At 73.2% G+C, this 26,429-nt stretch carries 21 protein-coding genes; 13 read left to right on the top strand and 8 right to left on the bottom strand.

Annotated elements, in window-relative coordinates; genetic code table 11:
- The first annotated feature begins 80 nt into the window (after positions 1–80).
- Entirely contained in the window at positions 81–2,306 is a 2,226-nt protein-coding gene (locus ACQEVU_RS36375) for a PAS domain S-box protein (RefSeq protein ID WP_433331743.1), read from the top strand.
- An 18-nt stretch (positions 2,307–2,324) separates the two neighbouring features.
- Here ACQEVU_RS36375 and ACQEVU_RS36370 read toward each other — a convergent pair whose 3' ends face one another.
- Positions 2,325–3,650 (bottom strand): condensation domain-containing protein, encoded by a 1,326-nt coding sequence (locus tag ACQEVU_RS36370; RefSeq protein ID WP_433331741.1) that lies wholly within the window; start codon positions 3,648–3,650, stop codon positions 2,325–2,327.
- A gap of 153 nt (positions 3,651–3,803) precedes the next feature.
- Here ACQEVU_RS36370 and ACQEVU_RS36365 point away from each other — a divergent pair, with 153 nt between their 5' ends.
- The 8 genes from ACQEVU_RS36365 to ACQEVU_RS36330 all read left to right on the top strand — a co-directional run bounded on the left by ACQEVU_RS36365 (position 3,804) and on the right by ACQEVU_RS36330 (position 12,880).
- On the top strand, positions 3,804–4,658 hold the full coding sequence (locus ACQEVU_RS36365) for a class I SAM-dependent methyltransferase (protein WP_433331739.1): 855 nt from the start codon (positions 3,804–3,806) through the stop codon (positions 4,656–4,658).
- Between the two features lie 30 nt (positions 4,659–4,688).
- Entirely contained in the window at positions 4,689–5,291 is a 603-nt protein-coding gene (locus tag ACQEVU_RS36360; protein ID WP_433331737.1) for a TetR/AcrR family transcriptional regulator, read from the top strand.
- A 1,237-nt stretch (positions 5,292–6,528) separates the two neighbouring features.
- On the top strand, positions 6,529–7,482 hold the full coding sequence (locus tag ACQEVU_RS36355) for an ABC transporter permease (RefSeq protein ID WP_433331735.1): 954 nt from the start codon (positions 6,529–6,531) through the stop codon (positions 7,480–7,482).
- A gap of 6 nt (positions 7,483–7,488) precedes the next feature.
- Entirely contained in the window at positions 7,489–8,454 is a 966-nt protein-coding gene (locus tag ACQEVU_RS36350) for an ABC transporter permease (protein ID WP_433331733.1), read from the top strand.
- Between the two features lie 25 nt (positions 8,455–8,479).
- Positions 8,480–10,228, top strand: coding sequence for an ABC transporter substrate-binding protein (locus tag ACQEVU_RS36345; RefSeq protein WP_433331730.1), 1,749 nt, complete (start codon positions 8,480–8,482; stop codon positions 10,226–10,228).
- Positions 10,225–10,992, top strand: a complete 768-nt coding sequence (locus tag ACQEVU_RS36340; protein ID WP_433331728.1) for a serine hydrolase — start codon at positions 10,225–10,227, stop codon at positions 10,990–10,992. Before ACQEVU_RS36345 ends, ACQEVU_RS36340 begins: the two co-directional genes overlap by 4 nt.
- Complete coding sequence (locus ACQEVU_RS36335) at positions 10,989–12,083, top strand: mandelate racemase/muconate lactonizing enzyme family protein (RefSeq protein WP_433331726.1); 1,095 nt, start codon at positions 10,989–10,991, stop codon at positions 12,081–12,083. Before ACQEVU_RS36340 ends, ACQEVU_RS36335 begins: the two co-directional genes overlap by 4 nt.
- A complete protein-coding gene (locus tag ACQEVU_RS36330) occupies positions 12,080–12,880 on the top strand; it encodes an NlpC/P60 family protein (protein ID WP_433331724.1) in 801 nt (266 codons plus the stop codon). The genes ACQEVU_RS36335 and ACQEVU_RS36330 overlap by 4 nt, the downstream gene beginning before the upstream one ends.
- Here the strand turns inward: ACQEVU_RS36330 and ACQEVU_RS36325 are convergent.
- The 5 genes from ACQEVU_RS36325 to ACQEVU_RS36305 all read right to left on the bottom strand — a co-directional run bounded on the left by ACQEVU_RS36325 (position 12,872) and on the right by ACQEVU_RS36305 (position 19,518).
- The gene (locus ACQEVU_RS36325; RefSeq protein ID WP_433331722.1) at positions 12,872–13,843 is read right to left on the bottom strand and encodes a YihY/virulence factor BrkB family protein; all 972 of its coding nucleotides are present in this window, start codon (positions 13,841–13,843) and stop codon (positions 12,872–12,874) included. The two genes, ACQEVU_RS36330 and ACQEVU_RS36325, sit on opposite strands and share 9 nt — an antisense overlap.
- Before the next feature lie 320 nt (positions 13,844–14,163).
- On the bottom strand, positions 14,164–16,080 hold the full coding sequence (locus ACQEVU_RS36320; protein ID WP_433331720.1) for an N-acetylmuramoyl-L-alanine amidase: 1,917 nt from the start codon (positions 16,078–16,080) through the stop codon (positions 14,164–14,166).
- Positions 16,081–16,091: 11 nt separating this feature from the next.
- Complete coding sequence (locus ACQEVU_RS36315; protein ID WP_433331718.1) at positions 16,092–17,420, bottom strand: C39 family peptidase; 1,329 nt, start codon at positions 17,418–17,420, stop codon at positions 16,092–16,094.
- 296 nt (positions 17,421–17,716) lie between these two features.
- Positions 17,717–18,610: an N-acetylmuramic acid 6-phosphate etherase gene (locus ACQEVU_RS36310; RefSeq protein ID WP_433331716.1), complete on the bottom strand. Its 894-nt coding sequence runs from the start codon at positions 18,608–18,610 to the stop codon at positions 17,717–17,719.
- The gene (locus tag ACQEVU_RS36305; protein WP_433331714.1) at positions 18,607–19,518 is read right to left on the bottom strand and encodes a MurR/RpiR family transcriptional regulator; all 912 of its coding nucleotides are present in this window, start codon (positions 19,516–19,518) and stop codon (positions 18,607–18,609) included. Before ACQEVU_RS36305 ends, ACQEVU_RS36310 begins: the two co-directional genes overlap by 4 nt.
- Before the next feature lie 53 nt (positions 19,519–19,571).
- On the opposite strand from ACQEVU_RS36305, the gene ACQEVU_RS36300 reads away from it, so the two are divergent.
- The 4 genes from ACQEVU_RS36300 to ACQEVU_RS36285 all read left to right on the top strand — a co-directional run bounded on the left by ACQEVU_RS36300 (position 19,572) and on the right by ACQEVU_RS36285 (position 23,888).
- The gene (locus ACQEVU_RS36300) at positions 19,572–20,546 is read left to right on the top strand and encodes an N-acetylglucosamine kinase (protein ID WP_433331712.1); all 975 of its coding nucleotides are present in this window, start codon (positions 19,572–19,574) and stop codon (positions 20,544–20,546) included.
- Positions 20,547–20,642: 96 nt separating this feature from the next.
- Complete coding sequence (ngcE, locus tag ACQEVU_RS36295; RefSeq protein WP_433331710.1) at positions 20,643–22,058, top strand: N-acetylglucosamine/diacetylchitobiose ABC transporter substrate-binding protein; 1,416 nt, start codon at positions 20,643–20,645, stop codon at positions 22,056–22,058.
- Positions 22,059–22,062: 4 nt separating this feature from the next.
- Complete coding sequence (locus ACQEVU_RS36290; protein WP_433331708.1) at positions 22,063–22,971, top strand: carbohydrate ABC transporter permease; 909 nt, start codon at positions 22,063–22,065, stop codon at positions 22,969–22,971.
- A gap of 14 nt (positions 22,972–22,985) precedes the next feature.
- The gene (locus ACQEVU_RS36285) at positions 22,986–23,888 is read left to right on the top strand and encodes a carbohydrate ABC transporter permease (protein WP_433331706.1); all 903 of its coding nucleotides are present in this window, start codon (positions 22,986–22,988) and stop codon (positions 23,886–23,888) included.
- Between the two features lie 30 nt (positions 23,889–23,918).
- Here the strand turns inward: ACQEVU_RS36285 and ACQEVU_RS36280 are convergent, their stop codons facing one another.
- Together ACQEVU_RS36280 and ACQEVU_RS36275 are read right to left on the bottom strand one after the other, a co-directional pair.
- Positions 23,919–25,109 (bottom strand): NAD(P)/FAD-dependent oxidoreductase, encoded by a 1,191-nt coding sequence (locus ACQEVU_RS36280; protein WP_433331704.1) that lies wholly within the window; start codon positions 25,107–25,109, stop codon positions 23,919–23,921.
- Positions 25,110–25,119: 10 nt separating this feature from the next.
- Positions 25,120–26,421, bottom strand: a complete 1,302-nt coding sequence (locus ACQEVU_RS36275; RefSeq protein WP_433331702.1) for a glycoside hydrolase family 16 protein — start codon at positions 26,419–26,421, stop codon at positions 25,120–25,122.
- Positions 26,422–26,429 lie beyond the last annotated feature (8 nt).

Below are 26,429 nucleotides of genomic sequence, written 5' to 3'. Positions count from 1 at the left end.
TCATCGAGGTTCTACTGTTCGTGATGGCGGAAATCGCGAAGACTGACACCCTTGGTCACCTTCGTCCTACTCTTGTTGAGATGCGGTGGACGGTTCGGCTGGCCGAGAGCCTGCTCGAAGTACTTCCGGACGCCCTCGTGGTGACCGGCGACGACGGCCGGGTCGTGCTCGCCAACGCCGCCGCCCGTGAGCTGTTCCGCCGCGAGGACATGGCCGGGCTGTCGATCGACGAGCTCGTGCCGCCCGAGACCCACCCGATGCTGCCGCGCCTGCTCGCCTACATGGAGGGCGAGCATCCCCTGCGCCGCGCCGGGCAGCCGCTGCGCATGGTCCGCCGCGACGGGACCCAGTTCCTGGCCGACATCACGCTGTCGGTGGTCGAGGCCGAGGAGGGCCGTTTCCTGTACTCCGCGATCCGCGACACCGCCGCCGAGGGTTTCGACCCGGCCCAGTCGCTGCTCGCGTCCATCGTGCAGTCCTCGCACGACGCGATCGTCACCACCGACCTCGACGGGCTCGTGCTGACCTGGAACCCGGGGGCCGAGCGCCTGTACGGGTACGCCGCCGGCGAGATGGTCGGCCGGCCCAAGGACCTCATCATCCCGCCCGACCGGCGCTGCGACGAGGCCGAGATCCGCGCGATCGTCGCCGCCGGCGGCCGGGTCGACCGCTACCGCACCGTGCGCCGCCGCCGCGACGGCACCGACTTCACCGTGTCGATGCTCGTCTCGCCGCTGACCGGCTCCGACGGGCGCACGGTGGGGGTCACCACCATCACGCGCGACGTGAGCGAGCGCGAGCGGGCCGAGGCGCAGATGCAGGCCGTCCTCGACGCGGCGCCCGACCCGCTGGTCGGCGTCGACGAGAGCGACCGGGTGGTGCTCGTGAACGCCTCGGCGGAGCGGCTGTTCGGGATACCCCGATTCGACATGACCGACCTGCCCGTGCGTCACCTGCTGCCCGGCGGCGTGCGCGGCCCGGCCGAGCCGGACGCGCCGGCCGTGGCCCGCCGCCGCGACGGCGCCGAGGTCCCGGTCGACATCACGCTCAGCACGCTGCACACCGACGACGGCGCGATCGTCCTGGCCAGCGTCCGGGACATGAGCGAGCGGCTGGCCGCCCTGGCCGAGCAGCAGCGGCTGCGGGAGGAGGCCGAGCGGCAGAAGCACGAGGTACGCCAGCAGCGCACCCAGCGCCTGGAGAGCCTCGGCCAGCTCGCCGGCGGCATCGCCCACGACTTCAACAACCTGCTCGCCGTCATCCTCAACTACGCCGAGTTCATCGTCGAGGACGGCGCCGACACCCCGTTCGCCCTCGACGCGGAGCAGATCCTGCGGGCCGGCCGGCGCGGCAGCGAGCTCACCCACCAGCTGCTGGCGTTCGCCCGCCGGGAGGTGATCCGGCCCAAGCCGCTGGACGTCAACCGGGTCGTGGAGGAGGTACAGCAGATGCTGACCCGCTCCATCGGCGAGCACATCTCCCTGGCCACCGACCTCACCGAGCCGCTGCCCGCCGTCGTGGCCGACCCCGGGCAGCTGGAGCAGGTGCTGGTCAACCTGGCGGTCAACGCCCGCGACGCGATGCCGGCCGGCGGGCACCTCACCATCGACACGGGCCTCGTCCAGCTCGGCGACGGGCAGCCGGAGGGGCTGCGACCCGGCCACTACGTGCGGATCCGGGTCTCCGACACCGGCACCGGCATGCCGCGGGAGGTGCTCGAGCAGGCGTTCGAGCCGTTCTTCACGACCAAGCCCAGCGGGGAGGGGACCGGGCTGGGGCTGGCCACGGTGTACGGCATCGTCGTGCAGGCCGGCGGCACCGTGCACATCTACTCCGAGCCCGGCATCGGCACCACGATCTCGATCCTGCTCCCGGCCAGCGACGCCGAGCCGATCGCCGCCGAGGCCGGCCGGGTCGCCCGGCCGCCGGGCCACGGCCAGACGATCCTCGTCGCCGAGGACGAGCCCGCGCTGCGCGAGGTGACGACCCGCATCCTGCGCCGCGGCGGCTACACGGTGCTGGCCGCGGCCGACGGCGTCGCCGCGCTGCAGCTGGCCGCGGAGCACGGCGGCCCGATCGACCTGCTGCTCACCGACGTCGTCATGCCCGGCATGCTGGGCCGGGTCCTGGCCGAGCGCCTGCTGCGCACCCGCCCGTCGACCCGGGTCCTGTTCATGTCCGGCTATGCGCAGCCGGTCCTGACCAGCAACGGCATCCTGGATCCCGGGGTACACCTGCTGGAAAAGCCCTTCACCGGCGCCGACCTGCTGCACGCGGTGGGCGAGCAGCTCGCCGTCGGCCTGTAAAAGGGCCGAGCGGGCCGGTTACGCGAGCGCCGCGTCGACCACGGTCGCCTCCATCCGCCGCAGCAGTGCCGTCAGGCCGTCGCGGCTGATGGCGGTCGTGTCGATCTGCGCCCGCACGCTGAGGGCGTCGACGGCGTCGTTGACATGGACCATCAGGCGCCGGGGGAGGCTCGGGAGCGGGCGCCAGTCGAGCGTGGTGGCACCGGCGGCGCGTATCTCCCCCGCGGCCGGCGCCGTCTCGATGGGCCCGTCCTCGGAGCGCCGGTTGTTGAACAGGCACAGCAGCTCGAAGTCGACGCCGCGCTCCCGGCCGACCCTGTCGATGAGCCGGTCGACGTCGCCCTGCGCGTAGTACGCGTTCTTCTGCGCGGTGAGCAGGCGGCGCCGCGCCCGCAGCACGAGGTCGTCGAACCCGCCGCCGGCGAGGTCGAGCGTGCACAGGCCGTGCTGGCTCATGTGGCCGGCGGCATCGGCCAGGCCGGGGCGGAACCTGTTGTTCACCGTGATCATCGTCGCCACCTGGGTGGCCCCCGTCGCCTGCCCCAGCGCATCCGCGAACGCCGCGTACAGCACGGGTGTCGTGGTCACGCCGAGCCGCGCGGCGATGGCGCGCAGGGCCCGGTACAGGGCGGGTGAGAGCAGGTCCAGCTCCCAGTAGCGGTGCTCCGGCGGCGCGGCACCGGCCGGTCGTGGGAGCCGGGGGGCCGGCACCGTCAGCAGCTGCGTCTCCCAGTACCGCAGCGCCGCCTCGTGCTGGCGCAGCGCCGACGGCGTCAGCTGCAGCCGCGCCTGCTCCAGCGGCTGGAGCCCGGGCGGCCGCGGCGGCTCGCCCGTCGAGGGGTCGCGGTTGCTCAGGTCCTCGAACATGGCCATCGCGGCCGTCGGATCGGCGACGTGGTGCGCGAGCGTCACCACCAGGTGGGTCAGCGCCCCGGCGTGCCGGACGAGCGCCATCCGCATCGGCCATTCCCGTTCGTAGTCGAAGCGGACGGCGTAGTGGTGCGCGCTCACCTCGGCGGCGATGGCGGCCGGGTCGCGGCCGGCCGAGTCGTACACCTCGATCTCGGCCGTCCCCGAGTCCGGCACGACCTGCGAGACGCCGCCGTCGGGCGCGAAGCGCAGCAGCGTGCGCATCGACTGGTACCGGCTCAGGTAGAACCGGTACTCGTCGACGTACCGGTCCGGCGTCGTGCCGGGCTCCAACTCCCTGACGGCGGTCATCGCCAGGGAGCTGCCGGCGGCGGCCATCTCTTTCCAGATGGCCTGCTGGCCCCAGCTCAGCGGGCCCGTCCCGCCGCCGTCACCCGCGAACGGGACGGCGATCCGCTCTACCAGGCCGCTCATCATCTCGGTGGCTCCGTTCGACGGATGACGATTCCCAGCGAGGCACTCTATCGGTCGACGGCCATATATCGACGGTGCTGCCATGGGACGGCATCCGGGCCGTCGCCCGGGGGCGGGTATGAAAATGGACGTTCATTCAGTATTGTCGGAGGCATGGAAGGCAGCAGCCGCTCCGCGGAGCACGTGGCGCTGTTCCGCGCCCTGGAGACCAGCCGCCGGCGCGACCGGCTCTTCGACGATCGCCTCGCGGCGCGCATGCTCCCGCCCGGCTACCGCGCCGTCGTCGCCGCGACGCGGCTGGCGCCGGTGCACCGGTGGGTGGTGCGCTACATCGACACCCGCTACGCCGGCGGCCCGCGCGCCTCGGCCGTGGTGCGCACCCGCCTGATCGACGACCTGGTCCGCGCGGCGGTCGGCGGAGGGGCCGCGCAGCTGGTCCTGCTCGGCGCCGGCTTCGACAACCGCGCCCACCGCATCGGCGCGCCCGTGGCGTTCGAGGTCGACCACCCGGCGACGCAGGCGACCAAGCGCCGCCGGGTGCCGGCCGCGCTCGCGCGGCGGGTCCGGTTCGTGCCCGTGGACCTCACCGCCGACCCGCTCGGCCCGGCGCTGCTCGCCGCCGGCTTCGACCCCGCCGCGCCCGCGGTCGTGGTGTGGGAGGGCGTCACCAACTACCTGACCGCCGAGGCCGTCGACGCGACCCTGCGGGCCCTCGCCGCGCTGCTCGCCCCCGGCAGCCGGATCGTGTTCACCTACGTCGACCGGGCCGCGCTGGACGGCACCGGCGGCTTCGACGGGGTGCAGGAGTGGCACGACGCGGTGCGCCGCGGCGGGGAGCCGTGGACGTTCGGCTTCGACCCGGCCGCCCTGCCGGGCTACCTCGCCGAGCGGGGCCTGCGGCTCGCCGAGGACCTCTCCACCCGCGACGCCGCCGCGCGCTACCTCGCGCCGCTGGGCCGCGACGAGCCGACCGCCGGGTTCTACCGGGTCGCGGTCGCCGATGCCTGAGGTCAAGCCCAATGTCTAAGGTCAAGCCCGATGCCTAAGGTCAACGAGGAGCACTTCGCCGCCCGGCGCCGGCAGATCCTCGACGCCGCCGCGGCCTGCTTCGCCCGGGAGGGCTTCCACCGCACGTCGATGCAGGACATCGTGCAGGAGTCCGGCATCAGCGCCGGCCTCATCTACCGGTACTTCACCGGCAAGGACGACATGATCGCCGCGATCGTCGCCGAGTGGCACGAGCGGCGCACCCTGATGCTCGGCGACGACCCGGCCGCGGGCTACCTGGCGGTGCTGCGCGGCGTCGGCGACCCGGCCGCGGCCGCCGAGCTGCGCCTGGCCGTGCAGGTGTGGGCCGAGACGGTCCGCTCGCCGCGCATCCGCGACCTCGCCCGCGACAACGTCGACCGCCCGCGGGCGCTCGCCGCCGCGGCCCTGGACGGCGTCGTGCCCGATCCCGACGCCCTAGCGCGCGTGCTCATCGCCATCTACCAGGGCCTCGTCGTGCAGACGCTCTGGGACGACACCGTCGACCACGCCGCCTTCGCCCGCGCCGTCGCGGCGCTGCTGGCCCCGCTGGGTCTTGATCCGGCGCAGCCAGGGCGCGACGGCGACGAGCAGGAGCAGCGCGGTGAGCGGTAGCCTCCACAGTGGACCGATGCTCGCGGCCGGGGCGGCCGGCGCGGGCGAGACCCACGGCTGCGCGGTGCGGGACCAGACGAGGAACGCGTCGCCGACCGGCAGCAGGCCCAGCGCGTAGCGGCGGGTGTGCGGGGTGTCGACGGGCAGCCCGGCGAGCTCGCCGTAGTGGGACAGGGCGGCGGCGAGCGCGCCGTCGCCCTCGACCCGGGCCGCCCCGATCGTGACCACCGTCGCCGACAGCGAGACGCCCAGCGGCAGGGGGCCGCTGTCCACGTCGGCCGGTCCGTCCGTCCCCTGTGGATACTCGCGGACCGCGGGGCCGAGGCCGAGCGGGCGCACCACGAACCGCTCGCGGAAGCGCAGGTACTGCTCGCGGGCGAACGCCGGGTCGACGTCGGCCAGGAAGCGCTGGATGACGCTCTGCGAGCTGGCCCGCGCGCCCTGCAGCGGCGTGCCGTCGCGCGGGTCGGTCACGTGCGGCAGCAGCCCGGTCGCCGGGTCGAGCCGCGCCCGGGCCGCCCCGACCCAGCGGGCGACCGTCCCGGCGTACGACGGCGGGAACAGCGTGTCGTGCAGGCGCAGCGCGGCGACGGCGACGGTCGAGTCGACCGGCCACGACTGCCCCGGGTAGGCGGTCAGGAACGGCGTGGGGGAGCCGTCGAACGCCGCGGCGAGCCGGCGGGCGGCGTCGTCGAACCGCGCGACCTCGCCCGGGTCGCGCGCGGCCGGGTCCTGCAGGCTCAGGATGCCGCCCAGGAGCCAGGTGGTCCAGCCGGCGTAGAAGACGCCGTAGCGCGGGGTGAGCTCGGGGCTGAACGGCGCCGTCCCCTGCGGGCCGTCCAGCTGCGACAGCGCCCAGCGCGCCTCGCGCAGCGCCCGGCCCCGGTCGTGGCCCGGGCGGCCCACGTCGACCCAGGCGAGCCCGTAGAGGCAGTGCAGGAAGAAGTACCCCTCCGGGAACATCGCCTGCGCGTCCTCGCCCGCCCCGGCGTCCAGCTCCGCCCGGAGGAACGCCAGCTGCGCCTCCGGGCCCCGCACAGGGGCGTAGAGCCGGACGAGGCCGGCGGCGGCGCCCAGCGTCAGGAGGAACGCGAGGGTCGCTCTCATGATCCGCAGCACGGGCCGAGCGTATCGAAACAAACTCGTTACGAATCTTCACTCATGCGCATCCGTCGCTGTAGCTTATTTTCGTAGCCAAGTTACAAGGTGGCGGTTACCTACGTAGGTGGGAGGGATCATGACCGCTGTGCCGCTGGCCGCGGCCATGAGCACCCGCTCGCCCGGGCGGGCCGCCTGGCTGCGGCTGCGCCGTGACCGCACCGCCCTGGTCAGCGGGGTCGTCTCCGCCCTGCTGGTCGTCGTCGCGCTCGCCGCGCCGCTGATCGAGGCCGGCTACGGCATCGGGCCGCAGGACAAGTTCCAGGACGACCTCGACCAGTTCGGCCTGCCCTACGGCATCGCCGGCGGGATCACCGGGGCGCACTGGTTCGGCCTCGAGCCGGGGCAGGGCCGCGACCTGTTCATCCAGATGGTGTACGGCCTGCGCACCTCGCTCGGCATCGCCTTCGCCGCCGCGCTCATGACCACGATGGTCGGCGTGCTGCTCGGCATCGTCGCCGGCTACCTCGGCGGCTGGGTCGACGGGGTGCTCAACTGGATCACCGACGTGACCCTGGCGCTGCCGTTCCTCATCTTCACCCTCGCCGTCATCCGCCCGATCGAGCTGCACTTCTACGGCCCCCGCGAGGCGGTGCCGGGCTGGTTCCGGGTCGTGCTGCTCATCACGCTGTTCACCGCGTTCGGCTGGACCACCACCGCCCGGCTCGTGCGCGGGCAGGTGCTGTCGCTGCGGGAGCGGGAGTTCGTCGAGGCGGCCCGGGCCAGCGGCGCCCGGCTCGGGCGCATCCTGTTCCGGGAGCTGCTGCCCAACCTCGGCGCGCCGATTCTGGTCGCGTTCTCGCTGGGCATCCCGGCGTACATCACGGGGGAGGCGGCGCTGTCCTTCCTCGGCATCGGCATGCTCGAGCCGACGCCCGACTTCGGGCGCACCATCTTCCGCAGCCTCAACTACCTGCAGACCGACCCGGCCTACGTGCTGTTCCCCGGCGTAACCATCTTCGTGCTGGTGCTCGCGTTCAACCTGTTCGGCGACGCCCTGCGCGACGCGCTCGACCCGAAGTCGCTGCGGTAGGCCGCCATGGGCTCCTTCCTGCTGCGCCGGGTGCTGCTGGGCGCGCTGACGCTGTTCGCGGTCAGCGTCGTCACGTTCGCCATGTTCTTCGCCCTGCCGCGCGACCCGGCCACCGCGATGTGCCCGAAGAACTGCGACGCCGCGCGGCTGGAGCGGGTGCGCACCGAGCTCGGGCTCAACGATCCCAAGCCGAAGCAGTACTGGCGGTACATGAGCGGCATCTTCGCCGGCCGCGAGAACTGCCCGGCGCCCTGCCTCGGCTACTCCTACGTCAACAACGAGCCGGTCAGCCAGACGTTCGGGCGGGTCATCCCGGTGACCCTGAGCATCGTCATCCCGGCGTCCGTGCTGTGGCTCGGCCTGGGCATCGGCCTCGGCATGATCTCGGCGCTGCGCCGCGGCACCGTGTTCGACCGCCTCGCCATCGGCTTCTCCCTCTCCGGCGCCTCCATGCAGCTGTACTTCGTCGGCGGCGTCCTGCTGCTGGTGTTCGTCTACACGCTCAAGGTGCTGCCGTACCCGCACTACACCCCGCTGCTGGACGACCCGCTCGCCTGGGCCACCGCGCTCGTGCTGCCCTGGTGCACCCTGGCGTTCCTGTTCTCCGCCGTGTACGCCCGGCTCTCGCGCGCCCAGATGCTCGAGACGATGTCGGAGGACTTCGTGCGCACCGCGCAGGCGAAGGGCCTGCGCCAGCGCACCGTCGTGCGCCGCCACGTGCTGCGCGCGGCCATCACGCCCCTGGTCACCGCGGCCGGCCTGGACATCGGCACGGCGCTGGGCGGCACGGTGATCACCGAGACCACGTTCGGGTTCCGCGGGCTCGGGCGGACCGCCATCGACGCCGTCCGCGACGGCGACCTGCCGACGATCATGGGCACGGTGCTGCTGGCCGCCGCCTTCATCGTCGTCGCGAACGTCGTCGTCGACGCGCTCTACACCACGATCGATCCGCGTATCCGGTTGCGATGACCGGTCTTGCCCTCCGGAGGACCACATGCGACGCAGGCTTCTGACGGCCGTCGCGCTCGTGCCGCTCGTCGCGGCGCTCGGCGCGTGCACGAACAACAAGAAGGGCGACGACAAGCCCGCGGTGGACACCAACCGGCAGGCGACCGGCGCCATCGCGTCCGACCCCAAGGACTCGATGGGCCCGGCGCCCGAGGTGGCCGGCGCGGCGAAGGGCGGTACCGTCACCATCCTTCGCCAGTCGAAGATCTCCCACCTCGACCCGCAGCGCACGTACAGCTTCGCCGGGCTCAACGCCTCCCAGCTGTTCGCGCGCCGGCTCACCACGTTCAAGGACGACGGCAAGGGCCACGTCACGCTCGTCGGGGACCTCGCCACCACCCCCGGCAAGGACGTCAACAAGGACTGCAAGGTCTGGGAGTACACCGTCAAGGACGGCGTGAAGTTCGAGGACGGCACCCCGATCACGGCCAAGGACATCGCCTACGGCATCGCCCGCTCCTTCGACCTGTCGCTCACCGGCGGGCCCACCTACATCCAGGAGTGGCTGGCCGACTCGCCGCAGTACGACACCAAGTTCGACTTCAAGAACAACAAGACCGCGCTGCCGCCGGGGCTCACCGTCCCCGACGACAAGACGCTGCGCCTGACGTTCAACAAGGCCCACTGCGACCTGCCCTTCGCCGCGTCGCTGCCGGCCACGGCGCCCGTGCCGGCCGCGAAGGACACCGGGACGTCGTACGACCAGAAGCCCGTCGCCTCCGGGCCGTACAAGATCACGAAGAACGAGGCGGGCACCCAGATCACCTTCGAGCGCAACACCGCCTGGGACCCGGCCACCGACGCCGTGCGCCACCAGTACCCGGACTCGTTCGTGTGGCAGTTCGGCGCCGACCCGGTCACCCAGACCAACCGCATCCTCGCCGACAGCGGCGGCGACCAGACCGCCGCCTCCTGGGACGGCGTCGACTCGTCGCTCATCTCGAAGGTGATGAGCGACCCGGCGCTGAAGGACCGCGTGATCCAGGAGCCGACGACGCAGCACTACACGCTCACCATCAACAACCAGCGGGTCACCGACCTCAAGGTGCGCCAGGCGCTCAACTACGCCATCGACCGCGACGGGCTCATCAAGACCCTCGGCGGCTCGTCCCTGGCCGCGCCGGTCACCACGCTCATGCCGCCCTCGACGATCGGCTGGAAGGACTACGACGCCTACCCGGCCGGCAAGACCGGCGACCCGGCCAAGGCCAAGGAGCTGCTCGGCGGGGCCACCAAGGAGCTCGTGCTGGCCTTCCAGGACGACGCCACCAACCAGGCGATGAGCACCCAGCTCAAGGGCAACCTGGAGAAGGCCGGCTTCAAGATCACGCTGAAGGCCATCCCGGCCGACTCCTTCCTCGACGAGACGAAGAAGAAGGACAACCCCTGGGACATGTACATCGGCTCCTGGGGCGCGGACTGGCCCAGCGGCGCGGCGATCCTGCCGGTGCTGTACGACGGGCGCGCCATCAAGGCCGACGGCAGCAACAACGGCGCCTCGTACCTCAACGAGACCGCCCTCAACGCCGAGTTCGACCGGATCCTCGCGATGCCGACCGACCAGCAGGGCGCCGAGTGGGGCAAGCTGGATGAGAAGATCATGCGGGACTACGCGCCCGTGGTGCCCCTGTACGTGCAGGTGACGACCACGGTCCACGGATCGAAGGTGAGCGGCTTGTTCATCGACAGCATCTTCGGCAACCTGGCGTTCGCCAACGCCTACGTCAAGCAGTGACGTTCTCCTGGTGGGTCGGGCCGCCGGGCGGGCCCGCGCGGTCCGCCCGGCACCCCGACGAGCGCTTCGGCGCCGCGAGCACGATGAAGGTGGCCGTGCTCGCGGCGCTGTACCGCTCGGGCCTCGACCTCGACGCGCCGGTCGCCGTCGCCGACGAGCACGACTCGGCCGTCGGCGGCGGGGTGCGGTACCGCAACGACCGCGGCTACGACGACGAGGACCAGGTCTGGACCCGGCTCGGCGACGCGGTCCCGGCCCGCTGGCTGGCCCGCCGGATGATCGTGCGCTCCAGCAACCTCGCCACCAACCTGCTCATCGGCCGGGTCGGGCTGCCGGCCGTCGCCGAGGTGTGGCGGCTGGCCGGCGCGACGAACAGCGTCACCGCCCGCGGCATCGAGGACTACGCGGCCCGCGACGCCGGCCTCGACAACGTCGTCACCGCCGCCGACCTGGCCGCCCTGTTCGGCGCCCTGCACAACGGGCTCCTCGCGGGCCCGGCGGCGACCGCGGAGATGCTCGACCTGCTCGCCGCGCAGGAGTGGCGGGTCGACCTCGCCGCGGGCCTGCCGCCCGGGGTCCGGGTGGCGCACAAGAACGGCTGGATGGACGGCATCCGGCACAGCGCCGGGATCGTGTATCCGCCCGACGCCCCGCCGTACGTCATCGCGGTCTGCTCTGGTTTTTCGGATCCCGTCACCGACGAGGACGCGTGCCGGCGCATCGCGGAGCTGTCGGCGCGGGCCTGGGAAGGGAGGAACGCGTGACGATCGCCGCCGTCCGCGCGCACCCGGTCAGCGTGCCCCTGCACACCCCGTTCGTCACCGCGCTGCGCACCGCCACCACCGTGGAGAGCCTGCTCGTCGAGGTCGTCGACGCCGACGGCCGGTCCGGCCTCGGCGAGGCGCCCCAGGTGTGGATGGTCACCGGCGACTCCGTCGCGGGCGCGCAGGCCTGCGTCGAGCAGGTCCTCGCCCCGCTGCTCGTCGGCCGCGACGCCGACGACGTCGCGGCCAGCACCCGGGCCGTGCACCGCGCGGTCGTGCGCAACACCGGCGCCCGCGCCGCCGCCGACACCGCCCTGCACGACCTGGCCGCCCGTCGCCTGGGCGTGCCGCTGGTCCGGCTGCTCGGCGGCACGCGGCTGCGGGTGCCGACCGACGTCACCCTGCCGGCCGGCGACGCCGAGGCGCTGCACGCCGCCGCGGCCGCCCGGGTCGGCGAGGGCTTCGACGTGCTCAAGGTGAAGGTCGGCAAGGCCGGCCCGGGCGAGCGCGACGCCGCCGCCGCGGACGTGCGCCGCATCCGCCGCATCCGCGAGGCGGCCGGCCCGCAGGCGCGCATCCGCCTCGACGCCAACCAGGGCTGGACGCCGCGGGAGGCGGTGCGGGCCATCCGCGGCATGCAGGACGCCGGCCTGGACATCGAGCTCGTCGAGCAGCCCGTCCCGGCCCACGACCTCGACGGCCTGGCCTGGGTCAGCGAGCGCGTCGACGTGCCGATCCTGGCCGACGAGGCCGTCTTCGGCGTGCGCGACCTGGTCGAGGTGATCCGCCGCCGGGCCGCCGACATGGTCAACGTGAAGCTGGCCAAGTGCGGCGGCCTCGGCCCGGCCCGCACCCTGCTGGAGCTGGCCGCCGCCCACGACGTCGGCACGATGGTCGGCTCGATGATGGAGACGGAGGTGGGCGTGGGCGCCGCGGCGAGCCTCGTGGCCGCGTACGGCACCACGGTCGTCTCCGACCTCGACGCCGTCTGGTGGCTGGCGTCGACGCCGCTGACCGGCGGCCTGCGCTACGAGGGTGCGGAGGTCGTCCTCCCCGACGCCCCCGGGCTGGGCGTGGGGTGGCCGGCATGACCGCGGTACGCGTCGCGCTGTCCACGCTGCGGGCCGCCCCCGACGGCGAGGTGGTGACCCAGCTGCTGCTCGGCGACCCCGTCATCGTCGACGAGGACGGCGCCGGCGGCTGGTCGCGGGTCGTCGCCCTCAACCAGGCGGCCCCGGCCCTCGACCCGCGCGGCTACCCCGGCTGGCTGCCGTCGGCCGACCTCGCCCCCGTGGCAGACGACGCGGGGGAGTCCATTGTGGACGCCCTGCGGACCGATCTGCGCGCCGCGCCCGGCGGCGCGGTGGCGATCCCCGGCGTGCCGCTCGGCACGCTGCTCGCCCCGGCCGGCCCGGCCGACGGCGCCTGGGTGCCGGTGCGGGTCCCCGGCGCGGACGGGCCTCTGTGGGCCGCGTCCGCGGACCTCGCCCCCGTCCCCGCCGCCCCGCCCGACCCGGCCGCCGCCGTCGACGTCGCCCGCCGCCTCATCGGCGTCCCGTACCTCTGGGGCGGCCTGTCCCCGGCCGGCATCGACTGCTCGGGCCTGGTGTACCTGGCCTGGCGCCGCCTCGGCGTGGCCCTGCCCCGGGACGCGCACGAGCAGGCCGAGGCCGTCGACCCGGTCCCGCTCGGCGAGGAGCGCCCCGGCGACCTGTACTTCTTCGCCCGCCCCGGCCGCCGCATCCACCACGTCGGGTTCGTCGTCGCGCCGGGCCGGATGCTGCACGCCTGCGGCGAGGCCGGCCTGGTGGTCGAGGAGTCCCCGTCCCCGTCACGGACCGAAACCCTGATCGCCGCCGGCCGCGTCCCCGCCGCGGTCTCAGCCTGACTTCGCGGCCCGGGCGGCCGTGCGCTCGGGGGCCCACCGGTCCGGCATCACGGGCCCCGGCACCCCGACGCGCCGCGCCTCGAGCTGGGCGGCGAACGCGATGCCGAAGAACAGCACCATCCCCGTGGCGTTCGCCCACAGCAGCAGCGCCATGATGCCGGTCAGCGCGCCGTAGGTGGCCCCGAACGCGGCGCTGTCCCGCACGTACAGGGCGAGCAGGACGCTGATGCCCCACCACAGGGCGGTCGCGAGGGCGGCGCCGAAGAGCAGCCACGAGAACGCCGGCTGCCGGCGGCGCGGGGCGAAGCGGAAGATCGCCGCGACGGCGCTCACCACGAGCAGGACGCTGGCCGGCCACCGGACCACCTGCCAGACCGCGGCGACCGGCCCGCCCCACGCGTAGCGGCCGCGCACGGAGTGGCCCAGCGCGTCGCCGGCGACCAGCATCAGGAACCCGGTCAGCGCCGGCAGCCCCGCCGCGAAGGCGAGGATCGTGGCGCGGGCGTACTTCGCGCGGGCCGGCCGGTCGCGCTCCACCCCGTAGATCCGGTTGGCGCCGCGCTCGATCTGCCCCATCGCGGTGATCAGCGCGAGCAGCCCGGTGGCCAGCCCGAGGATCAGCGCGAGCGGCGCGGCGCGCGAGTCGAGCAGGTCGTGGACGAGCTGCGAGGACGTGCCCGGGGTGAGGGCGAGCACCGTGTCGGCGACCACCTGCCCGCCCTGGGCGACGCCGAGCTTGCCGGCGAGGCCGCTGAGCGCGATGAGGAACGGCACGATCGCGAGGCACAGCTGCAGCCCGAGGGCGCGGGCGTGGCTGAACCCGTCGCCGTACCGCAGCCGCTCGAACGCCTCGCGGAACAGCCGCCAGCCGCCGTGGCGGCGCAGGGCCTGCCACGCGTCGTCGGCCGCGAGTTCCTCGCGCGCCATCTCGCTGGTCTCGGGCACTCGCCGTGTACTGCTCACTCGAGCCGCATTCCCGCCGCGCTGAAACGGCAAACCGGCCGCCTCCGCGAGAGGATCACCTCCAATCCGACCAGCAAAAACAGAGCGGCTCAAAACAGACCAGCGAAAAGCAACGGCGAACCGGCGGTGCCGCGGGTCGGGAGGGCTCGAAACCGTCCACGCGCGCGGGTGTCGTCCAGCCGGCGAAAACAGGCACTTCACGGGCCGGCCCGAGCACCAATTGCGAACGGTGTGGCGGCGGCGCTTCCTGTCTCTGCTCCTGACGGTAGCACCCGCCGCCAAACCGATCTTCTATCGAGTCACCTCGACGCTACACCCCGTCACGGTGCGCCCAGCGGGGACGGCAGGAGCTGCACGTCGGCCAGGTTGACGTACATCAGGCGGTGGCCGAACTGGATCTGGGCGTACCACGTGTCGCCGCGGATCACCGTCCAGTCGCCCGGCGACGAGCCGTCGAACGTCACCGCGCGGTAGTACTCGCCCTGCACGATGTTGCCGACCGCGTACCGCTGGCCCGCCGGGAACGTGTATTGCAGCGGCGTGATCGGCTGGTACGGCACGCCCGCCGGGTACGCCGCCTGTTCCGGGTAGGCGCGGCCGTACACGGGGATGGTGTCGCGCTTCGGCACCGCCACCAGGCCCGTCGCCCACTTCGCCGTGGGGGCCGACGGCGGGTTGTAGAACCAGCCCTTCTGGCCGAGGTACCAGATCGCCGTCCAGTCGCCCCGGCGGTCGGCGACCGCGTAGGTCTGGCCCGTCGCCACCCGCGAACCGTGGTCCGACAGCAGCATCGTCGACGGCGAGCCGTCCGGGTGCAGGCCCGCGTCGAGCAGCAGCGGGGCCGAGGCCGACGGGGCGGTGTGCAGGATCAGCTGCGACGAGCCGTGGTCGGGGCACGGGTCGGTGGCGGCGCCGGTGCAGCCGGTGAACGCCGGGCGGTTCGCGTCGTACACCGGGTCGATGGTGACCAGGCCGGTGTGCGGCGTGCCGGTGGTGTGGATGGGCGCGTGCATCAGGTCCAGGTAGTGGTCCCAGTCCCAGTACGGGCCCGGGTCCCAGTGCATGCCGCGCACCCCGGACGGCACCGTGCCGGGCACGTTGTCGTGGCCGATGATGTGGTTGCGGTCCAGCGGGATGCCGAGGCGGCCGGCCAGGTAGCGCACGAGCTTGGCCGACGAGCGGTACATCGCCTCGGTGTACCAGGCGCCCTCCGCGGCGAAGCCCTCGTGCTCGATGCCGACCGAGGTGGCGTTGACGTACCAGTTGCCGGCGTGCCAGGCCACGTCCTTGGTCTTCACGTGCTGGGCGACGTGGCCGTCGGCGGAGCGGATCGTGTAGTTCCAGCTGACGTACGCCGGGTCCTGCACGAGGCCGATCGTGGTGTCGTACGTCGCCTCCGTGTCGTGGATGACGATGTACTGCACGCGCTGGCGGGCCGGGCGGTCGCTCAGGTCGTGGTTGCCGTAGTCGCCGTTGCCGAGGTCCTGGTACGGCGCCGGGATCCACTCGCAGGGCAGGCCCGGCGGGCACTCGGTGTCCGAAGTGGACGTGGAGCGCAGGCCGAGGCGGGACAGCCACGACTTCTGCGGGCCCACCGACGGGCGGGCGGCGAGGGTCACCCGCTGCCCGTCGTCGGTCACCCGGTCCGCGCCCTCGCGCATGGTGTCGTACACCTCGTCGGCGAACTGCGCGGCCGCGTCGGCGGTGTCGGCGCCGCTGTAGCGGGCCACCGCCCCGTACCAGGCGGCCGGGTCGCTGCCCGCCCCGCCCGGCGCGCCGAGGTCGCGCTGGTACGCGGCCAGCAGCGCGGCCCCCCCGCGGATGTTGGCCCGCGCGTCGCCGCGCAGGACCGCCTTGTCGACGCCGGTCAGCGCCGCGGCCCTGTCCAAAGTCTGCAGTCCAGGTGTGGCCACGACAGTGCCCGCCGCCGCGACAAACGGTCGGGCATCGTCACCGCGACCATCCCCAGTGGACGGACGGGCCGAAGCGACGGAAGCGGCGTCGGCCAGGTGCATCGGGCCGTAGCCCGCGCTGGTGCTGGGGAGGCCGCGGTTGGTGTCCCACCGCGACTCCAGATAGGACACCGCGAGGAGCACGTCCTGCGGTACACCCGCGGCCTTCGCGGCGTCCGCGAAGTCCTGCTGCCGCCCGGAGACGGGCGCACTGGCCGCCGTCCCGGGCACGGCCGCGGCGCCGAGGACGACCGCGGCGATCACCGTTGCTGCTCTGGTACGCACGATGCCTCCATTCACCAGTTGTCGGACCCGGCCACGCGGGGGAGGGGCTTCCACACAGGCGCGATGATGTACGCGACGCCGCCGCTGCCGCCGGCGACCGAGCCGTCGGCGCGGTGCCGCTTGGTGCGCAGCCAGACCTGCTCGAACTCGGTGCGCTTGTACACGTTGCGGACCACGTCGTCGGACGAGGACGCCGGGTCGTTGACGATGACGTCGCCGGTCGCGGTGAAGCCGACGATGACGAACAGGTGCCCGGACGTGGAGTAGTTCGCCCCGGACAGCTCGCTGGCCAGGAACGACTGCGACGTGACGACGGGGATGCCGGCGGCGATGAACCGCTCGGCCTCGTCGAGGGAGTGCAGCCGGGTCACGATGCCGGTCAGCCCGTACGTCGCGGCGTAGGCGGTGTTGAACGGCCAGTTGCCGGCGCCCTCGTACTCGTAGTCGTACGTCTGCCGCGCCGCCTGGTCGACCTGCGGGTCGGCGTAGGAGGGGTCGACCCAGGCGAGGTCGGCCGGCGTCGGCCGGTGCCCCCAGTACTCGACGACCATCTCGGTCGACGTCGGCGAGCACCACGCCTCACCGCCGCCGTCGTACTCCGGGTACTGTCCACTGTGGATGTTCTGGGAGTATCGCGGGACGTTCAGCTCCCTGCCCCACGCGATGTGCCCGGCGCTCGGGGTCACGGTGAAGCGGTCGGGCACGTTGGAGGCCATCGCGCCGGCCTGGAAGACCCGCGGCGCGGCGTGCGATCCCGGCGCCCGGTAGAGCGTCAGCCGCAGCTGGTAGTCGCGCAGCAGCACGCCCTTGCTCACGTCGTCGATGGAGAACGTGTCGGTCCAGATGGTCGAGTACGGGTCGCCCTGGCCGTCCAGCGAGGACCGCTTGATGTCCTGGTCGCCCTCGGCCCAGCGCCCCATCACGTACCAGGGCGTGCGCTCGCCGTTGGTGTACGACCCCTGCATCTCGACCTGGATCCACGTGCCCGCCGGCGCGTCGGCGTTCCAGGACGCGACGAGCTCGCCGGCCCCGAAGCCGATGTTCTCGACCGGCGAGGTCCAGGTGGCGTACTCCCAGGTCCGCGTCGTCCCGGTGTGCGGATCGGTGAAGTCGGTGGTGCCGGCGGGGCGCCCGATGGTCAGGAACGGCCGCTGCCCGGGGACGGCGACGGCGCCGCGCGAGTCGCCCGAGCGCCACTGCGGGAAGCTCTGCCATCGGTGGAAGGTGATCTGCTCGTCGTGCTGGACGGTCGCCGGGTGGGCCGCCGCCGCCGAGGCCGGGGCGAGGGCTGAGAGGCAGGCGAACGCCGCCAGCGACGCGAGGGCCGGAAGTCGTGCCATTGCTCCTCCAGGGGAAACCGATGGCGATGGGATTGACGGCACGCTATCCCCATCGCCCGCCGGATGTCGATACCTTCCGACGGTTTCATCGGTTCTGAAGGTTTTTTACCACCAATCAGGCCGTGAGCGTTTCGGTCGCGGAGGCGCTCAGGCCGCCCCCGGCGGCCGCCACGGCCCCGGCGAGGAGCCCGCGGCGCGTGACCGCGAACGAAGGGAAGTGACGGGAGTCCATGACTCGTGACACTGGTTACCTGGACCGACGACCGGGTGAACGCGGGATGAGGCCCGTGGCGGGCTCAGCTGTGGCGCAGTTCGTCCAGGGCCGCGTGCACGACGCCGCCGGTGCGCTCCAGGACGCGGCGGGCCTGGGCGACCGGGGTCTGCGCGAGCAGGGCCACCAGCGCGACCTTCGACTCGCCGCCGGCGTCGGACAGGGCGGTGGTGCACGCCTGCATCGGCAGGCCGGTCGCCTGGGCCAGCATGCGGACCTGCCGGCCGCGCAGCTTGCTGTTGCTGGCCACCATGTCGGTCATCAGGTTGGAGTACGTGCGGCCGAGGCGGACCATCACCGCCGTCGACAGGGCGTTGAGGACCAGCTTCTGGGCGGTGCCGGCCTTCATGCGGGTCGAGCCGGTGATGGCCTCCGGGCCGGTGTCCACGGCGATGAGCACGTCGGCGAGCGGGGCCAGGGGAGCGCCGGGATTGGCCGACACCAGCACGGTGCTGGCGCCGCCGGCCCGGGCCGCGCGCAGGGCGCCGCCGACGAACGGGGTCGAGCCGCTGGCCGTCGCGCCCAGCGCCACGTCGCCGGGGCCGACCCCGGCGGCGGCCGCCGCGCCGAGGTCCTCGTCGTCCTCGGCGCCCTCGGCCGCGTCGCGCAGCGCCGACGGGCCGCCCGCGATGTGGGCGACCACCTGGTCGTGGCCGACGCCGAACGTCGGGTGCAGCTCGGCGGCGTCGAGCACCGCCATGCGGCCGGACGTGCCGGCGCCGAAGTAGTGCATGCGCCGGCCCGAGCGCAGCGCGGCGACCGCGAGCTCGACCGCCTCGGCCAGGCTCGGCAGCACGGCGGCGACCGCCGGGGCGACCTTGCGGTCCTCGGCGTTGATGAGCCGGAGCATGTCGATGGTGGGCAGCTGGTCGATGTAGACGGTGTGAGGATTGCGTTCCTCGGTGGGCGAGACGCTCACCAGCGGCCCCGATCGGATTTGGTACGGCGGCTTCGCACCGCGTCGCGCGTCGCCTCCAGCGCCGACTTCGTGCGGTCGTACGTGCGCTGGGCGACGCCGACGAAGATGCAGTCCACGACGGTGAGCTGGGCCAGGCGGCTGGCCATCGCCCCGGAGCGGAACGTGGTCTCGCGGGCGGCCGTCGTCAGCACCAGGTTGGCGACCCGGGTGATCGGCGACTTCGGGAAGTTGGTCAGCGCCACCGTCGTGGCGCCCCGGCGGCCGGCCTCGGCGAGGGCGTCGATGGTGTCCATCGTCGTGCCGGTGTGCGAGATGCCGACGGCGACGTCGCCCTCGCGTAACAGTGCGGCGCTGGTCAGCGCCACGTGCAGGTCCGACCACGCGTAGGCGGTCAGGCCGATGCGGTGCAGCTTCTGCTGGAAGTCCTGGGCCACGAACGCGCTCGCCGCGACGCCGTAGACGTCGATGCGGCGGGCCTCGGCGATGGCCGCGATGACCCGGCCGAGCGCGTCGAGGTCGAGCTGGGCGGCGGTGTCCTCGACGGCCCGGGCGTCGGCGTAGGCGATGGTCTTGACGACCTGGCCGAGATCGTCGGAGAGGCTGATGTCGCTGCCGACCGTCTCGGGCGTACCGTCGTCCTGGACCCGTCCGGCCTCCGCGGCCAGGCGCAGGCGCAGCTCCGGATAGCCGGAGACGCCGATCGCCCGGCAGAACCGGATGACCGTCGTCTCCGAGGTGTTCGCGCGCTTGGCGAGCTCGGTGATGGTCATGGCGGCGGCGGTCGCGGCCTGCTCGATGATGATTTTCCCGACCCGCTGCTCGGCGCGCGACAGCGACGGCAGGAGCCCGCGGATCCTCACCGCCGTGGAGATCGTGCGGCTCTCGTCGGGGGTCTCCTTGCCCGTCATGTGGAAAAGTTTCCGAGCTGAAGGCGATTTCGTCAATGGAGTACGGTGATCGGATGCCCGAACCCCTGGTCATCGGCGTGGACGCGGGCGCGACGACGAGCCGCTGTGTCGTCAGCGACCGCAACGGAAACATTCTCGCGCGCGGCACGGCCGGCGGCGCCAACCAGAACTCCAGTGCCGCATCCCCCGGACAGGTCATCGCGGCCGCGCTCGGCGGGGCGCTGGCGGCGGCCGGCGCCGACCCCGCCCGGGTGGCGGGCGGCGTGATCGGCGTGGCCGGCGCCGGGGGCGCGGGCCGGGCGGCGGCGCAGGCGGCGGCCGAGGAGGCGTGGGCGGGCGCCGGGCTGGGCGGCCCGGTGCGCGTCGTGATGGACCTCGAGGTGGCCTTCGCCGCCGGCGCGCCCGCACCGGACGGGCTGCTGCTGCTGTCCGGCACCGGCGCGGTCGGCGCCGCGTTCGCCGGCGGGGCGCTGGTCCGCCGCTGCGACGGCTACGGCTGGCTGCTGGGCGACGAGGGCTCCGCGGTCTGGCTCGGCCGGGAGGCGCTGCGCGCCGTCCTGCGCGCGCTGGACGGCCGGGGCCCGGCCACGGAGCTGGTGGAGGCGGTGGTCGCGGCGCTCGGCATCACCGCGCGGGACCCGGAGGCGCGCGCCCAGGCGGTACTGCGGGCCGCGTTCGACCGGCCGCCCGCCGCGCTCGGCGAGTTCGCCCCCGCGGTGAGCCGGCTCGCCGGCTCGGGCGACGCGGTCGCCGCCGAGATCGCCGGGCGGGCCGTCGCGCACCTGCTGCACACCCTCGACACGGTCGCCGCCGCGGCGGGCCCGCCGGTCGTGCTCGCGGGGTCCGTCCTGCTGACGCCCGGACCCGTCGCCGAGGGCGTCCGGGCGGGCGTTCGGCAACGGTTCGGTGACAACCCGGCCGCCGCCCGGGACGGCGCGGCGGGCGCCGCGTGGCTGGCGATCAAGCAGCTCAGCGGGGGTGGCGGCGACCCCGGGACGCACGCGCGGCTCACCGCCGCCGGCGGCTGATGAACTCGGTAACAATCTTCCGGGTCTTGCAAGTTACGTTGGAAACCTTCATCCTCATCGACGAGCGTAGCGTCCCTCACCGTCGAAGGAGCAGCGATGAAACCGATTACCCGCAGGAGCGTGCTCCGGTCGGCGGCCGGTTCCGGCGTCCTCGCCGCAACCACCGCAGCCCTCGGGGCGTGCGCTCTGGGCGGCGGCGACGACAAGCCGCAGGACTCCGCGCAGGGCGCGAAGAACTCGGCCAACCCGCTGGGCGTCAAGGAGGACGCGCCGCTGGAGGTGGTCATCTTCAACGGCGGCTTCGGCGAGGACTACGCCAAGGCGCACGAGGCGATGTACAAGGAGAAGTACCCCAAGGCCGAGATCAAGCACTCGGCCACCGCGAAGATCGCCACAACCCTGCAGCCGCGCTTCGTCGACGGCAGCCCGCCCGACGTCATCGACAACTCCGGCGCCGAGCAGATCGACTTCAACGGCCTCGTGTCCCAGGGCGCGCTCGCCGACCTGCAGCCGCTGCTGGACGCGCCGAGCATCGACGACCCGGGCAAGAAGGTGCGCGACACGCTGCTGCCGGGCTCGCTGCTGCCGGGCACCTACGACGGCAAGACGATGGCGTTCAACTACACCTACACGGTCTACGGGATCTGGTACTCCCAGAAGCTGCTCACCGACAAGGGCTGGGCCTACCCGAAGACGTGGGACGAGATGATCTCCCTGTGCAAGACCATCAAGGCGGCCGGCATCTCGCCCTGGACCTACCAGGGCAAGCACCCGCGGTACATGAGCTGGCCCATCCTGGCCGCGGCCGCGAAGATGGCGGGCCAGGACGTCCTCGTCGCCATCGACAACCTCGAGCCCAACGCCTGGAAGCACGAGGCGATCCTGGCCGCCGCCGAGGCCTACTCGCAGCTGGCCGTCGACGGCTACATCATGCCCGGCTCCGAGGGCCTGGACCACATCCAGTCCGAGACCGAGTGGTGCCACGGCAAGGCGGTGTTCATCTCCTGCGGCTCCTGGCTGGAGAGCGAGATGAGCAAGGTGACGCCGGAGGGCTTCCAGATGTCCGTCGCGCCGACGCCGAGCCTGACCTCGGGCGACAAGCTGCCGTTCGAGGCGCTGCGCGGCACCACCGGCGAGCCGTTCATCGTGCCGTCCAAGGCGAAGAACCTCAACGGCGGGCTGGAGTACCTGCGCATCATGCTGTCCAAGAAGGGCGCCACCGACTTCATGACCAAGACGGCGAGCCTGACCTGCGTGGCCGGCATCGAGCCGGGCGCCGGTGCCTCGCCGGGCCTCACCTCGGTCACCAAGGCGCTCAAGGCGTCGGGCGACAAGGGCTTCAACTGGGTGTACAACTCCTATTACCGCAAGCTCGAGCGCGAGCTCGTCGACGCGGCCTGCGGCGCGCTGTTCACCAAGCAGATCAACGCGAAGCAGTGGGTCGAGCAGTGCCAGAAGGGCGCCGACTCGATCGCCAAGGACGACACCATCAAGAAGTACAAGCGGAGCTGACCCGATGCGGCACGGCCGGCGCCTGTTCGCCATCACGTTCCTGATACCGGCGGTGGCGGTCTATGCCGTGTTCGTCATCTCGCCGTACCTGCAGGCGTTCCAGGTGTCCGCGACGAACTGGCGGGGGCTGAGCCCGACGTACGAGTACGTCGGGACGGCCAACTTCACCCGCCTGGTGCACGACGAGTACTTCTGGAACGCCCTGAAGCACAACGCCATCCTGCTCGCCGTGCTGCCGCTCGCGACGATCGCGCTCGGGCTGTTCTTCGCCTCGATGCTCAGCGTCGGCGGCCGCGGCGGGCGGGCCGGCGTGCAGGGCATCCGGTTCAGCGGCTTCTACCGCATCGTGTACTTCTTCCCGCAGGTGCTGTCGGTGGCCATCATCGGCGTGCTGTGGCGGGAGATGTACTCGCCCAACAGCGGCCTGGTCAACGGCGCCCTGCGCGCGGTCGGGCTCGGCTCGCTGGCCCGGCCGTGGCTCGGCGACGCCGACCTCGCCTTCTGGGCCGTGCTCGTGGTGATGGTGTGGGCCAACGTCGGCTTCTACGTGGTGCTCTTCGGCGCCGCGATGGCCTCGATCCCGCGCGAGATCTACGAGGCGGCGCTGCTGGACGGCGCCGGCCGGTTCACGACCCTGGTGCGCATCACGGTGCCGCTGCTGTGGGACACGATCCAGGTCGCGTGGGTGTACCTGGCCATCCTCGCGCTGGACGGCTTCGCGGTCGTGCAGATCATGACCAACGGCGGCCCCGAGTTCAGCACCGACGTCGTCGGGCTGCGGCTGTACAACACCGCGTTCGGCGAGTCCAAGTTCGGCTACGCCTCGGCCATCGGCGTCGCGATGTTCTTCGTGACGCTCTCCGTCGCGGTCGCCTCGCTGCGCCTGACCCGGCGCGATCGCATCGAGTTCTGAAACCGGGGGAATCGATGGCAGTGATCGAGCGCGAGGCCGCCGGCATCCAGGGTCCTCGCGAGCGCGCGGCGCCGCGCCGCCCGCGCCTGCAGATCGCGAACGCGTTCTCGCACGTGTTCCTCGCCGGCTGGGCGGTGCTGACCACGTTCCCGCTGCTGTGGGCGGTGGTCAGCTCGTTCAAGAGCGACGACGAGATCCTGTCCGACGCGTGGGGCCTGCCGGCGCGGCTGCGCGTCTCCAACTGGGTGCGGGCCTGGACCGAGGCGCACATCGGCCGGTACTTCCTCAACAGCGTCATCGTGGTGGCCGGCGCGCTGCTGCTGACGATGCTGCTCGGCGCGATGGCCGCCTACGTGCTGGCCCGCTACGACCTGCGCGGGCTGCGGATCGTGTACTTCGCCTTCGCCGGCGGCATGGTCTTCCCCGTCTTCCTGGCCCTCGTCCCGCTGTTCTTCGTGGTGAAGAACCTCGGCCTGCTGGGCACGCTGCCGGGGCTGATCCTGGTGTACACCGCCTATTCGCTGCCGTTCACGGTCTTCTTCCTGACCGCGTTCTTCCGCACGCTGCCCACCGCCGTGGCCGAGGCGGCGATGGTGGACGGCTGCAGCCACTGGAGCCTGTTCTTCCGCATCATGCTGCCGATGGCCCGCCCGGGCCTGATCAGCGTCGCGATCTTCAACTTCCTGATGCAGTGGAACCAGTACATCTTCCCGATCCTGCTCATGCAGGGCGAGGGCAGCGAGAAGCGCTGGGTCCTGGCGCAGGGCCTGACCGCCCTGGCGGTGAACCAGGGCTACGCCGGCGACTTCGGCGGCCTGTTCGCCGGCATGACGATCGCGATGCTGCCGGTGCTGCTGCTGTACATCGTCTTCCAGCGCCAGGTCCAGTCGGGCCTCACCGCCGGCCAGCTCAAGTAGCGCGGTGGCCGGCGAGGTCCTGCTGCGGGGTCAGCCGGTCGCGGACATGATGCGGGCGATGTTGTCCGGGGCGAAGAACTCGGGGATCGGCGAGCTGCCCTGCATCATGCCGAAGAAGCGGCTCGTCTGCTCGGGGCTCGCGGCGATCGCGGCGAACAGCGCCGCCGTCTGCTCGTCCGGCGGCTCCATCGACGCCAGCTGGCGGGTCAGCGCCAGGGCCGGGGCGAAGCGCTCGTCGCGCGCCGCGGCGTAGGCGGCCACCGCGTCGTCGAGGTCGCGCTCGCCGGCCAGTCCACTGTGCACGGCGTCGGCGAGCAGCTGGGCCGAGGCGAAGGCGTCGGTGATGCCGGCGGCCAGGCACGGGTCCTTGTGGTAGCCGGCGTCGCCGACGAGGGCCCAGCCGGGGCCGGCGCAGCGGCGGAAGAAGTTGGGCACGTCGGCGGTGGCCCGGATGCGCTCGGCCCGCTCGGCCGCGCCGATCCGGGCGGCGACCGACGGGATGCGGCCGATCGCCTCGAGGTAGTTGCCCTCGACGTCGGCGCGGAACTCGGGCAGCTGCGCGGCCGGGCAGGCGACGAAGACGCACGTGAGGCCGTCGTTGGTCGGGAAGAGCACCACGGCCCGGTCGCCGCGCTGGTAGATCTCGGCGCCGAGGCCCTCCAGGCCGCGGTAGTAGGCGTAGTAGCAGGCGGTCAGCGACGGGCCGTCGTCGTACTTCTCGGCGCCGGCCTCCCGCGCGACGACCGAGCGCAGCCCGTCGGCGCCGATGACGATGCGGGCCCGCGCCTCGAAGCCCGCGCCGTGCACGCCGGTCACGCGGCCGTCGCCGTCGCGCAGCAGGCCCTCGACGGTCACGCCCTCGCGGACCTCGGCCCCGGCGTCGCGGGCCGCGCCGACGAGGATGGCGTCCAGGACGGTACGGCGCACGCAGTACGGGTGCTCGGCGCCGTCGACGGCGGGCGGCGGCCCGGCGATGACGAACGGGCCGAAGTCCATCGTGAACCGCCGGTGCGGCGGCGCGCCCGCGCTCTCGACGGCCGCGCGCAGGCCCCAGCGCTCCAGCAGGGCCATGCCCGGCACGTGGATGAGGTTGGTCGAGAGCGTGTCGCTGGGGAACGTCGCGCGGTCGAGCACGAGCACCCGGTGGCCCCGGCGGGCGAGCAGCATGGCGGTCGGGGAGCCGGCGACTCGGGCACCGACGACCACGGCATCGAAGGTCATGTTCCAGACCCTAACGCGACCAGCGCACCGACTCGACGTACATCGTCTGCGGGAACGCCGTCGAGGGCGGCGGGCGGCCGGGCCAGCGCCCGCCGACGGCGACGTCGAGCAGCACGTACGCGGGCCGGTCGAACACCCACTCCTGCTTGGCGCCGAGGTCCTCCTGGCGCAGGGTCGCCTGCACCACGCCGTCGACCGTCCACTGCAGGATGCCGGGCCACCACTCCAGGCCGTACCGGTGCATGCCCTTCTCCGGGCCGCCGGCCGGGCGGGCGGTGAAGGCGCGCTCCCAGCCCCGCGCGGAGCCGTCCGGGCCGTGCACGGTGCCGTGCACCAGGCCGGGCTCGGCGGCGCCGAGGGACTCCATGAGGTCGATCTCGCCGGCCTGCGGCCAGCCGACCTTGTCGGTGTCGGCGCCGAGCATCCAGAACGCCGGCAGCAGGCCCCGGCCGGCGGGCACCTGCAGCTCGCCCTCGACGCGGCCGTAGAGGCCCTCGAAGGCGCTGCGGAGCCGGGCCGAGGTGTACGTCCCGCCGTCCGAGCGCGCCGTGACGGCGAGCCGCCCGTCGCCGGTGAGCGCCCCGTTCTCCGGCCGCTGGGTGTACTCCTGCAGCTCCCCGTTGCCCCACCCGCCCCCGCCGGTCTCGTGCCGCCAGTTCGGCAGCAGCGCGGTGCCGGCCGCCCCGTCGAAGCGCTCGTCGAGCTCGGTGCGCAGCGGGTCGGTGCCGGTGCGGGCCATGACGAGCGTGACCGCGCTGACCCCGGCGAGGTGCTCGGTGGCGGCGACCGTGAACTTCGCGGTGTCGCCGGTGACGGGCACGAGCACGATCGCGTGCCGGATCCGGCCGGAGCCGGTGGCGGCAAGGCGGACCTGCTGGGCGGCCCCGCCGTCGGGCCGGACGGTCACGGTGGCCTCGGGCGCCGAGCCGCGCTCGGGGGCGGCGACGGAGAGGATGACCGCGTAGGTGCCGGCCTCGGGGACGGGCAGCGCGTAGGCCGGGTTGCCGGCGCGGGCGAAGCGGTACGGCGCGGCGTTGCCGGACGCGGCGGCCTTCGGCGCGGCGCCGCCCTGCACCACCGCGGCGTCGCTGTCCCACTGGTTGCCGGCGGTGTCGGTGACGGCGGCCGGCGCCGTGGTCCACCGGTGGGTCCAGCCGACGCCGGTGACGACCTGGGTGGAGGACGCGCGGCTCAGCGTCCGCGCCCGCCGCGTGTCCTCGCCCGGGGCCGCCACGACCGCGAGGCCGGCGAGCACCGCGACGACGAGCGCGGCGATCCCGGCCCGGCGGGACCGGGGGCTGAGCGACGCCATGTGGACCA

Origin of the sequence: Dactylosporangium sp. CA-139066, assembly GCF_050936175.1 — a bacterium.
In the GTDB taxonomy this organism is placed as follows: Bacteria; Actinomycetota; Actinomycetes; order Mycobacteriales; family Micromonosporaceae; genus Dactylosporangium.
Note: the sequence above shows the minus strand (reverse complement) of the source record. Positions and strands in the feature narration are given on the sequence as shown.

Coding starts and splice junctions, on each gene's coding strand:
- ACQEVU_RS36285 (WP_433331706.1), top strand. CDS start 22,986: ATGGCAGTGATCGAGCGCGAGGCCGCCGGCATCCAGGGTCCTCGCGAG.
- ACQEVU_RS36315 (WP_433331718.1), bottom strand. CDS start 17,420: ATGGCACGACTTCCGGCCCTCGCGTCGCTGGCGGCGTTCGCCTGCCTC.
- ACQEVU_RS36300 (WP_433331712.1), top strand. CDS start 19,572: ATGCCCGAACCCCTGGTCATCGGCGTGGACGCGGGCGCGACGACGAGC.
- ACQEVU_RS36280 (WP_433331704.1), bottom strand. CDS start 25,109: ATGACCTTCGATGCCGTGGTCGTCGGTGCCCGAGTCGCCGGCTCCCCG.
- ACQEVU_RS36370 (WP_433331741.1), bottom strand. CDS start 3,650: ATGAGCGGCCTGGTAGAGCGGATCGCCGTCCCGTTCGCGGGTGACGGC.
- ACQEVU_RS36355 (WP_433331735.1), top strand. CDS start 6,529: ATGACCGCTGTGCCGCTGGCCGCGGCCATGAGCACCCGCTCGCCCGGG.
- ACQEVU_RS36305 (WP_433331714.1), bottom strand. CDS start 19,518: ATGACGGGCAAGGAGACCCCCGACGAGAGCCGCACGATCTCCACGGCG.
- ACQEVU_RS36330 (WP_433331724.1), top strand. CDS start 12,080: ATGACCGCGGTACGCGTCGCGCTGTCCACGCTGCGGGCCGCCCCCGAC.
- ACQEVU_RS36275 (WP_433331702.1), bottom strand. CDS start 26,421: ATGGCGTCGCTCAGCCCCCGGTCCCGCCGGGCCGGGATCGCCGCGCTC.
- ACQEVU_RS36350 (WP_433331733.1), top strand. CDS start 7,489: ATGGGCTCCTTCCTGCTGCGCCGGGTGCTGCTGGGCGCGCTGACGCTG.
- ngcE (WP_433331710.1), top strand. CDS start 20,643: ATGAAACCGATTACCCGCAGGAGCGTGCTCCGGTCGGCGGCCGGTTCC.
- ACQEVU_RS36365 (WP_433331739.1), top strand. CDS start 3,804: ATGGAAGGCAGCAGCCGCTCCGCGGAGCACGTGGCGCTGTTCCGCGCC.
- ACQEVU_RS36345 (WP_433331730.1), top strand. CDS start 8,480: ATGCGACGCAGGCTTCTGACGGCCGTCGCGCTCGTGCCGCTCGTCGCG.
- ACQEVU_RS36375 (WP_433331743.1), top strand. CDS start 81: ATGCGGTGGACGGTTCGGCTGGCCGAGAGCCTGCTCGAAGTACTTCCG.
- ACQEVU_RS36290 (WP_433331708.1), top strand. CDS start 22,063: ATGCGGCACGGCCGGCGCCTGTTCGCCATCACGTTCCTGATACCGGCG.
- ACQEVU_RS36360 (WP_433331737.1), top strand. CDS start 4,689: ATGCCTAAGGTCAACGAGGAGCACTTCGCCGCCCGGCGCCGGCAGATC.